We start from the raw sequence: 8,664 nt of genomic DNA, 5'->3' as shown, positions 1-8,664 counted from the left end.
GCCGGCCAGGCTGGCCGGCCATAGCGCCACGGCGTTGGTGGCATTGGCCGTCACCGGCGGCAGACCGGCGGCGAGCAGTGCCGGGAAGGAGAAGAAGGTGCCGCCGCCGGCCAGGGCATTCATGCCGCCGGCGGCGAAACCGGCGAGGACCAACAGCAGCAGATCGGGCAGGGACATGGCGCAGGCTCGCACGAAAAGAGTGCAGCATAGGGCTGACCATTCGGTCAGCCAAGTGCGACCAAAGTGCCAGGCGCCGTCGCGTCAGTCGCGGTTGATCTGCGGCTGCAGAATCCACTCGGCGCTGTCGTTCCAAACATCCATGCGGGTGATCAGGCCGTCGCGCACCTCGAAGCGGTCGAGGTAGCGATTGCCGGAGAAGCTGCGGCCGTCCGGCCACTGGCCGTAGAGGGTGCCGTTGGAATACACCACGCAGTGGTCGGCATGCTCGGTCCAGTCGAACTGGCCCATGGCTTTCTTTACCCAGTTGTAGCGACCGCCGTTGAAGGCGGTGATGGCCTGGGCATCGGGCATGGCGCGGCCGCCGGTGAAGGTGATGCGCACGTCGGCGGCCATATAGCGGGCGGCGCCCTGCGGATCGGGGATCATCGACAGTTCGAGGAACTGGCGAACCAGGGTGACGGCGGGGTGTTCGCTGGGCATGGGTTCTCCTTGGGCCTGGCTGCATCCTGCTGGTGCGTCGTGCCAGGCAATGGGGCGGTTTCAGAAGTGGCGCCATGGGCAAGGCCCGTATTTGCGGGCTTTGCCGGGGTGGCACCTGTTTTGCTAGCAATGTTTGTGCAAAAGCTAGCAATTAGGAGAATGCCATGTCCACGCTATTGTCGTTTCCGCGTCGTCTGAAGCCGTGCCTGGCTGCGGCGTTCGCGTTGAGTTGTTGGTTTTCCCTGTCCGCACAGGCGGCCGAGCCGATCAAGGTCGGCCTGGTAGCGGCGCTGTCCGGGCAGTCGGCGAAGTCCGGCGAGGCGCTGACCCGCGGCCTGACCATCGCCATCGACGAGGTCAATGCCCAGGGCGGTGTGCTCGGGCGTCCGCTGCAATTGGTGCGCCGCGATGACGAAAGCAACCCGTCCAAGGGGCTGCTGGCGGCGCGCGAGCTGATCCAGCGGGAGAAGGTCGCGGTGCTCTTCGGCGGGCTGGATACCCCGGTGTCGCTGGCCATAGTGCCGCTGGCCAATCAGATGAAGATGCCGTTCATGGGGGTATGGGCGGCCGGCACGCCGATCACCCGCAACGGCGCCGCCGACAACTACGTGTTCCGCGTGTCGGCGGTGGACGAGCTGGTGGACGAGGCGCTGGTCAGCTATGCGCAGAAGCACTTCGCCACCCAGAAGCCGGGGATGATCCTGATCAACAACCCCTGGGGCGAATCCAACGAGCAGGGTTTCCGCAAGGCACTGGCGGCGCGTGGCATGCCGGTGGCCGGGGTGGAGCGCATCGAGGGCAGCGATCTCGATGTGGTGCCGCAGCTCAGTCGTCTCAAGCAGGCCGGCGCCGATACCCTGCTGCTGGTGGCCAACGTCGCGCCGTCGGCGCAGGTGGTCAAGTCGCTCGACCGCATGGGCTGGGACGTGCCGGTGGTGTCGCACTGGGGGCCGGCCGGCGGGCGTTTCGGCGAGCTGGCCGGGCCCAATGCCGGGCGCGTGCACTTCATCCAGACCTACACCTTCAGCCAGGAGGGCGACGCCAGGGGCGAGGCGATTTTCGCCGCGCTGCAAAAGCGCTATCCGGAGATCAAGAGCCTGGCCGACGTTACCCCGGCGGTGGGTATCGCCAATGCTTACGACGCGTTGCACCTGACCGCGCAGGCCATCGCTGCGGCCGGCAGCACCGAGGGGCCGGCGATCCGCGACGGCTACTACGGCATCCAGCGCTACGAAGGCCTGATCAAGACCTACGAGAAACCGTTCAGCGCCGAGCAGCACGATGCCCTGGGCGTCGACGACTACGTGTTCACCCGCTTCGAGGGTGACGAAATCGTGCCGATCCAGCACTGAACCAGCCAGTCCGGCCGCGGCAGCGGCCGGTGGAGGATTTGCCATGCTTACCGCCGCAATCATCAGCGGGCTCGGCCTGGGCAGCATGTATGCGCTGCTCGCCCTGGGCTTTCACATCACCTACGTGGTGTCGCGTACCGTCAACTTCGCCCAGGGCAGCGCCATGATGATCGGCGCGGTGCTCGGCTACAGCCTCTGCGTCACCGCCGGCCTGCCCTGGTGGCTGGCGGCTGTCTTGAGCCTGGCGCTGTGCGCGCTGTACGGCCTGGCCATCGAACTGTTCCTGGTGCGGCCCTTCCACAGCCGCGGTTCGGAAGCCTGGCTGATGGCCACGGTGGCGGGCGGCATCCTGGTGGACAACCTGGTGCTGTTCAGCTTCGGCAAGGAACCGCGCCAGTTCGACGTGGCCCTGCTGCATCAGCACCTGCAGGTGCTGGGCAGCAACGTCCAGGCGCTGCAGTTGCTGATCCCTCTGGCCGGTGCCGGCATCGCCCTGGCGCTGTACCTGGTGCGCCGTTACACGCGCCTGGGCAAGGTGCTCGAGGCCTGTGTGCAGAATCCGCGTGCGGCGCAGCTGATGGGGATTCGGGTCAACCGCGTGGTGGCCTGCGCCTTCGCCGTGTCGACGGTGTTCGCCGGCATCGCCGGGCTGTTGATCGCGCCGCTGTACAACGTGCATGCCGACATGGGCACGCTGTTCGGCCTCAAGGCCTTCGCTGTGGCCATTCTCGGCGGTATCGCCAGCGCCAACGGGGTGTTCCTCGCCGGCCTGCTGTTCGGCCTGGCGGAGGCGCTGATCACTCTGCAGTTCGGCTCGGCCTTCACCCAGATCTTCACCTTCGGCCTGGTCATCATCGCCCTGGCGCTGCGTCCCAACGGCCTGTTCGGCAAACAGACACTGGTGAAAGTATGAACCTGAGCAACCGCTACCTGGCGCCAAGCGGCCTGGCCGCGCTGGCGCTGCTGGGCAGCAGCCTGGCCTTCGTGCTGGACAGTTATTCGCTGCTGGTCTTCACCTTCTGCGCGTTGGCGGCCGTGGTCGGTGTCGGCCTGAACATCCTCATGGGCCTGTCCGGGCAGATTTCCTTCGGCCATATCGCCTTCTACGCCATCGGCGCCTACATCTCGGCCTTGCTGCTGATGGCCGGCTTGCCGCTTGGCCTGGCGCTGATCATCGCCGGCCTCGGCAGCGGCCTGGTCGGTGCCCTGCTGGCACTGCCGGCGCTGCGTGTCACCGGGCCCTACCTGGCGATGGTGACCATCGCCTTCGCCTTCATGGTTCACCACGGGCTGATCGAGTGGCAGTCGCTGACCGGCGGTGCCAACGGCCTGATCGGTATTCCCATGCCCGCGTTTGGCGGGCTGGACGGCAATATCGGCCTGGCCCTGCTGGCCACCGCGCTGATGGTGGCGGCACTGGCCTTCTACCGGCGCCTGCAGGGCAGCGGCTGGGGGCGGGCGATGCGCGCGGTGAAGTCGACGGAAATCGCCGCGCGTTCGCTGGGCTTCAACCCGATGCAGACCAAGACCCTGGCCTTCGCCCTGTCGGCCACCCTGACCGGTATGGCCGGCGGCCTGGTGGCGCCGCTGATGATGTTCATCAGCCCGGACTCCTTCCCCTTCTCGCAGTCGATCCTGTTCGTCCTGGCGGTGATAGTCGGCGGCAGCGGCACGCTGTTCGGCCCGGTGCTCGGGGCGCTGCTGATCGTGCTGCTGCCGGAGATGCTCTCGGGCCTGGCCGAATACCGCCTACTGATCTTCTCCATGCTCCTGCTCGCGGTGCTCTGGCTGGCGCCGCGTGGTGTGCTCGGCGCCCTGCAGCAGCGCTGGTGGCAGGCGCCGCCGGCCTACGCGCCGAAGAGTGCCAACCGTCACCTGCTGGCGCGCTGGTTCGAGCGCAGCGGCGGCGAAGCGCAAGGACTGCAGGTGCGCGACGTCGGCATCCGCTTCGGCGGCGTGCAGGCGGCCAGCGCGATCAGCTTCAGCGCCGAGCAGGGCAGCATCACCTCGGTGATCGGCCCCAATGGTGCCGGCAAGACCACCCTGCTCAACCTGATCAGCGGTTTCTATGCGCCGGATTCCGGGCAGATCGAACTGGAGCAGCAACTGGCTGGCCTGCCGGCCTGGAAGATCGCCCGCGCCGGTATCGCCCGCACCTACCAGACCACCCAGTTGTTCGGCGAGATGAGCGTGCTGGAGAATCTGCTGGCGGCCATGCAGCAGGGCCAGCTCGGCCTGCCGCTGGCGCGCCCGCCGGCCGAGCAGGAAGAGCTGGCGCTGAACCTGCTGGCGCTGGTGGGCTATCGCGGCTCGGTGACCTGCGCGGCGGACGATCTGCCGCACGTCGACCGGCGCCTGGTGGAAATCGCCCGCGCCCTGGCCAGCCGGCCGCGGGTGCTGCTGCTCGACGAGCCGGCCGCCGGCCTCAGTCGTAGCGATACCGACCGCCTGGCCGGGCTGTTCAAGACCCTGGCCGGCTTCGGCATCGCGGTGATCCTGGTGGAGCACGACATGCCGCTGGTGATGGCGGTGTCGCAGCGCATCCTGGTGCTCGACGCCGGCCGCCCGATCGCCTGGGGCACTCCGGACGAGGTGCGACAGGACCCGCGGGTGGTCGCCGCCTACCTGGGCAGCACCGACTACCAGGCGCAGCCGCGCGGCGCGGCCTGGGACGGCAGCCGCGACGCCATCCTGTTCGTCAAGGACCTGGTGGTCGACTACGGCGCCGCGCCGGTGGTGCAAGGCGTGGATCTGCTGGTCAATCCCGGCGAGCTGGTGGCGATTCTCGGTGCCAATGGCGCCGGCAAGTCGAGCATCCTGCAGTGCCTGGCCGGGCTCAAGCGGCCGTCTTCGGGCCTCGTGGTGCTGGACGACGTCAATATTGAGAAGGCCGAGGCCAGCGCCATCGCCGCGCGCGGCCTGGCCCTGGTGCCGGAGGGGCGACAGTTGTTCCCCCAGCTCAGCGTGCGCGACAACCTGCTGCTGGGCGCCTACACCCGTACCGACCAGGTGGATGCCGAGGCCGAGATCGAAGCCATCCTGCGCCGCTTCCCGCGCTTGCGCGAGCGCCTGGACAGCCCGGCTGGGCTGCTTTCCGGTGGCGAGCAGCAGATGGTCGCGGTGGGCCGCGGGCTGATGGCCAAACCGCGCATCCTGCTGCTCGACGAGCCCTCGCTGGGCCTGGCGCCGGCGATGATCGCCGAGCTCTACGATGCCCTGGCGAGCCTGCGCGACGAAGGCGTGACCCTGCTGCTGGTGGACCAGATGGCCAACCTCGCACTGCAGGTGGCCGACCGTGCCTACGTACTGGAGACCGGGCGCATCGTCAAATCCGGCAGCGCTGCCGAGCTGCGCAACGACCCCGAGCTGGAAGCCGCCTACCTGGGGGAGAGCGCCGCATGAGTGCGCTGTATCTGCACAACCTGCGTTTGCCGGACGCGCCCACCCGCCTCGCCGAGCTGCGGGTGGAACGGGGCCGCTTCGTCGATGCCTTCAGCGCCGACGCCTGCCCGCGCGAGCTGGACCTGGGCGGCGGCCTGGTGCTGCCGGGGCTGATCGAAACCCATATCCACCTGGACAAGGCCTGCATCCTCGAACGCTGCAACCTGCGCGCCGGTACCCTGGCCGAGGCCATCGCCGAGACCTCGGCGGCCAAGGCCGGCTTCACCGAGGCGGATGTCTACCAGCGCGGAGCACGGGTGCTGGAGCTGGCCATCGCCCAGGGCACCATGCATATGCGCACCCACGTGGAGATCGACCCGCAGATCGGGCTGACCGGTTTCAATGCTGTGCGCCGGCTACAGGCCGACTACGCCTGGGCGGTGGACCTGCAGATCTGCGTGTTCCCCCAGGAGGGTCTGCTTAACAATCCGGGTACCGAGGCGTTGCTGTGTCAGGCGTTGGCGCAGGGCGCCGATGTGCTTGGCGGCTGCCCCTATACCGACAGCGATCCGCATGGGCAGATTCGCCGCTTGTTCGAGCTGGCCGTGGCGCATGATTGCGATCTGGACTTCCACCTGGACTTCGACCTCGACCCCACGGGCATGACCCTGCCCGAGGTGCTGCGCTGTACCGAGCTGCATGGCTGGGGCGGCCGGGTTACCGTCGGTCATGCGACCAAGCTGTCGATGCTGGCGGCCGAGCCGCTGCAGGCAATCACCGGGCGACTGGCAGCGGCCGGTGTGCAGGTGACCTGCCTGCCAAGCACCGACCTCTACCTCGGCGGTCGCCAGTGCAGCCATGGCAAACCGCGCGGTCTGGCGCCGCTGGAGCGGTTGCATGCCGGCGGGGTGACCTGTTCGCTGTCGACCAACAACCTGGGCAACCCCTTCACTCCCTACGGCGACGCCTCGCTGATCCGCCAGGCCAACCTCTACGCCAACGTCGCCCAGCTTGGTACCACTGCCGAGTTGCAGACCTGCCTAGGCTGGATTTCCAGCGACTCGGCGCGGTTATTGCGCCTGCGTGACTATGGTCTGGCGCCGGGTTGCCGGGCGGATTTCATCGTCCTTGATGCGCCGCACCCGGCTGCAGTGATCGGCGAGCTGAGCCCGCCGTTGATGGGTTTCAAGAGCGGTCGGCAGACCTTCGCACGTGAGCGGCCACGCTTGCTGCGGCCGAGTGATTAGAGCCCGGCGAGTGCCTCGCGCAGGTTGACCTCGACGTTCTGTTCCTGATGCAGGGCCAGTTGGCCCTCCAGTTCGTCGAGGTGCTCGATCATCAGCTCCACCGCCTGCTCGCGCTCGCCGGCGGCGAGGGCGTCGAGCACCTGCTGATGCTCGTCCGAGGCGCAGGAGGGTACGTCGTTACGTTGGTACAGCGCGACGATCAGCGAGCTGCGCACCATCAGGTTGTCGAGGATGTCGTGCAGCACCGCGTTGCCGCAGATCTCGCCGAGCATGCAGTGGAACTCGCTGAGTTCGCGGACGATGGCGCGGCGGTCGCTGCTACTGGTGGCGGCGCGCTCCTTGGCCATCTGCGTGGCGATACGCTCGGCATGCTGCTGCATGATCGCCGGAGTGATCGCCTCGACAATGGCGCGCCCTACCGCGCGCCGGGCGGCGAACACGTCGCGCGCCTCCTGGGCGCTGGGCTGTGCGACCAGGGCGCCGCGGTTGGGTTCGATGGTGACGATCTTCTGCATCGCCAGGCGTTGCAGCGCCACTTGCACATGGTTGCGGTTGGCTTGCAGCGACTCGACGATCTGCGCCTCGATCAAACGCATGCCGGGCGGCAGGCGATGCTGGGCAATGGCCTTGGCCAGCGCATCGACGATGCGCTGCACCTCCTGCTGTTTGGCGGTCACGGTCTTCTCGGCCATCGAATCTACGCTCTTGCGGGCAATGGCCGCCATTATCGCCAGTGCCCCAGGCTCAGGTAAATCCATGGCGTCGCTCAAGGACGCTGTCCGAGGGCATCACCCTGGCCGCGCGGGTCATGCATTGCCTGGCGCTTGCCGTCGCGGTCGATGGCGATGATACCGGCTTGACCAGTGTAAGGGCTGAGTGCCGGGATGCTCTCGACCTGGTGCCCCATGCGCTGCAGTTCGGCCATTACCGCATCGCCCACCGGTGCCTCCAGCTTGAGGTTGTCGGTGCTGTCGAAGAAGCTGCGCCCGAGCAGAAAGCGCGGCATGTGTAACGCCTGGTCGATGGGTTGCTGGAAGTCGATCAACTGGCTGGCCAGCACCATCTGTGTCTGCGGTTGGCCATCGCCACCCTGGGTGCCGAAGAACCAGCGCCGGCCGTCGTCGGCCAAGTAGCAGGATGGGTTGAGGGTGTGTGCGGGGCGCTTGCCTGGTGCCCAGGCGTTTGCATGCTGCGGGTTGGTATTGAAGCCGGCGGCGCGGTTCTGCCAAAGCACGCCGGTGTCGCCCAGCACACAGCCGGAGCCGAAGTCATGGAACAGGCTCTGGATCAGGCAGGCGCTGCGTCCTTCGGCATCGCAGGCGGCCATCCAGATGGTGTCGGCCGGTCGACCGGGTTCGGCCCAAGGTTGCGCGTGCTGATCGTCGATGACGGCGGCGTAGCGCGCGGCCATGGCGTCGTCGAGGCTGGTGGCCCAGGGCCAGTCGCTGTGGCGCGGGTCGCAGAGTTCGGCATTGCGGCGCAGCAGGCCTTGTTTGATCGCCTCCACCAGCCAGTGGTAGTAGCGAGCGCTGCCGTTGCCGCAATCGCCCAGTGCGCGACTACGCAGCGCCAGCATGGCCTGCAGGGTATACAGGCCCTGGCAGGGCGGAGCGACGTTGTACAGCGTGCCCTGGCGGTAGCGGATGCTGATCGGGGCGACCAGTTCGGCGCGGGTGGCGGCCAGGTCCTCACCGTTCAGGCCGCAGTCATGTGCCCGGAATGCTTCGCTGAAGGTCTGCGCCAGCTCGCCGCGGTAGAACTCGTCGAGCCCCTTGCGCGCCAGGTGGCGCAGGCTGTCGGCCAGGCGCGGCTGGCGCAGGGTGTCGCCGGGGGCGAGCCAGCGGCCTTGGGCGGTCTTGCACAGCGGGTGGAGGTCCGGCAGCTGTTCGATCAGCTCGCGGCGATAGTCCTGCCAGAACAGTTGCGAGTCGGAGACCGGGTGGCCGTGTTCGGCATGATGGATGGCCTGCTCGAACAGATCCGCCCAGCCCAGGCGCGAGCCCCATTGCTGGCGGCTGATATCG

General features: G+C 67.8%; 7 protein-coding genes and 1 pseudogene. 4 read left to right on the top strand and 4 right to left on the bottom strand.

Going from position 1 to position 8,664, the window contains the following annotated elements:
- Together N878_RS29455 and N878_RS06090 are read right to left on the bottom strand one after the other, a co-directional pair.
- Positions 1–177: pseudogene (locus N878_RS29455) on the bottom strand (sulfite exporter TauE/SafE family protein); the annotation flags it as partial.
- A gap of 84 nt (positions 178–261) precedes the next feature.
- Positions 262–660, bottom strand: a complete 399-nt coding sequence (locus N878_RS06090; protein ID WP_021442789.1) for a nuclear transport factor 2 family protein — start codon at positions 658–660, stop codon at positions 262–264.
- A gap of 164 nt (positions 661–824) precedes the next feature.
- Between N878_RS06090 and N878_RS06085 the strand changes: the two genes are divergently transcribed.
- The 4 genes from N878_RS06085 to N878_RS06070 are packed head-to-tail and all read left to right on the top strand — an operon-like array spanning position 825 to position 6,640.
- Positions 825–2,012 (top strand): ABC transporter substrate-binding protein, encoded by a 1,188-nt coding sequence (locus tag N878_RS06085; protein WP_012019748.1) that lies wholly within the window; start codon positions 825–827, stop codon positions 2,010–2,012.
- A 43-nt stretch (positions 2,013–2,055) separates the two neighbouring features.
- The gene (locus tag N878_RS06080) at positions 2,056–2,925 is read left to right on the top strand and encodes a branched-chain amino acid ABC transporter permease (RefSeq protein WP_012019747.1); all 870 of its coding nucleotides are present in this window, start codon (positions 2,056–2,058) and stop codon (positions 2,923–2,925) included.
- Positions 2,922–5,414, top strand: coding sequence for an ATP-binding cassette domain-containing protein (locus N878_RS06075; RefSeq protein WP_021442788.1), 2,493 nt, complete (start codon positions 2,922–2,924; stop codon positions 5,412–5,414). The genes N878_RS06080 and N878_RS06075 overlap by 4 nt, the downstream gene beginning before the upstream one ends.
- Entirely contained in the window at positions 5,411–6,640 is a 1,230-nt protein-coding gene (locus tag N878_RS06070; RefSeq protein WP_021442787.1) for an amidohydrolase family protein, read from the top strand. The genes N878_RS06075 and N878_RS06070 overlap by 4 nt, the downstream gene beginning before the upstream one ends.
- On the opposite strand, the gene N878_RS06065 is transcribed toward N878_RS06070, so the two are convergent.
- Both N878_RS06065 and N878_RS06060 read right to left on the bottom strand, forming a co-directional pair.
- On the bottom strand, positions 6,637–7,332 hold the full coding sequence (locus N878_RS06065; RefSeq protein ID WP_031302824.1) for a GntR family transcriptional regulator: 696 nt from the start codon (positions 7,330–7,332) through the stop codon (positions 6,637–6,639). The two genes, N878_RS06070 and N878_RS06065, sit on opposite strands and share 4 nt — an antisense overlap.
- A gap of 74 nt (positions 7,333–7,406) precedes the next feature.
- Positions 7,407–8,664, bottom strand: a 1,258-nt coding sequence (locus tag N878_RS06060) for a gamma-glutamyltransferase family protein (protein ID WP_021442785.1), incomplete at its 5' end; no start/stop codon positions are given.

This window comes from Pseudomonas sp. EGD-AK9 (assembly GCF_000465935.2).
Taxonomy (GTDB): domain Bacteria; phylum Pseudomonadota; class Gammaproteobacteria; order Pseudomonadales; family Pseudomonadaceae; genus Aquipseudomonas.
This window is presented reverse-complemented; position numbering and strand designations above follow the sequence as displayed.

Bases quoted from the DNA above. Each gene is read 5' to 3' on its own strand.
- N878_RS06075 (WP_021442788.1), top strand. From the start codon at position 2,922: ATGAACCTGAGCAACCGCTACCTGGCGCCAAGCGGCCTGGCCGCGCTG.
- N878_RS06070 (WP_021442787.1), top strand. From the start codon at position 5,411: ATGAGTGCGCTGTATCTGCACAACCTGCGTTTGCCGGACGCGCCCACC.
- N878_RS06065 (WP_031302824.1), bottom strand. From the start codon at position 7,332: ATGGCCGAGAAGACCGTGACCGCCAAACAGCAGGAGGTGCAGCGCATC.
- N878_RS06080 (WP_012019747.1), top strand. From the start codon at position 2,056: ATGCTTACCGCCGCAATCATCAGCGGGCTCGGCCTGGGCAGCATGTAT.
- N878_RS06085 (WP_012019748.1), top strand. From the start codon at position 825: ATGTCCACGCTATTGTCGTTTCCGCGTCGTCTGAAGCCGTGCCTGGCT.
- N878_RS06090 (WP_021442789.1), bottom strand. From the start codon at position 660: ATGCCCAGCGAACACCCCGCCGTCACCCTGGTTCGCCAGTTCCTCGAA.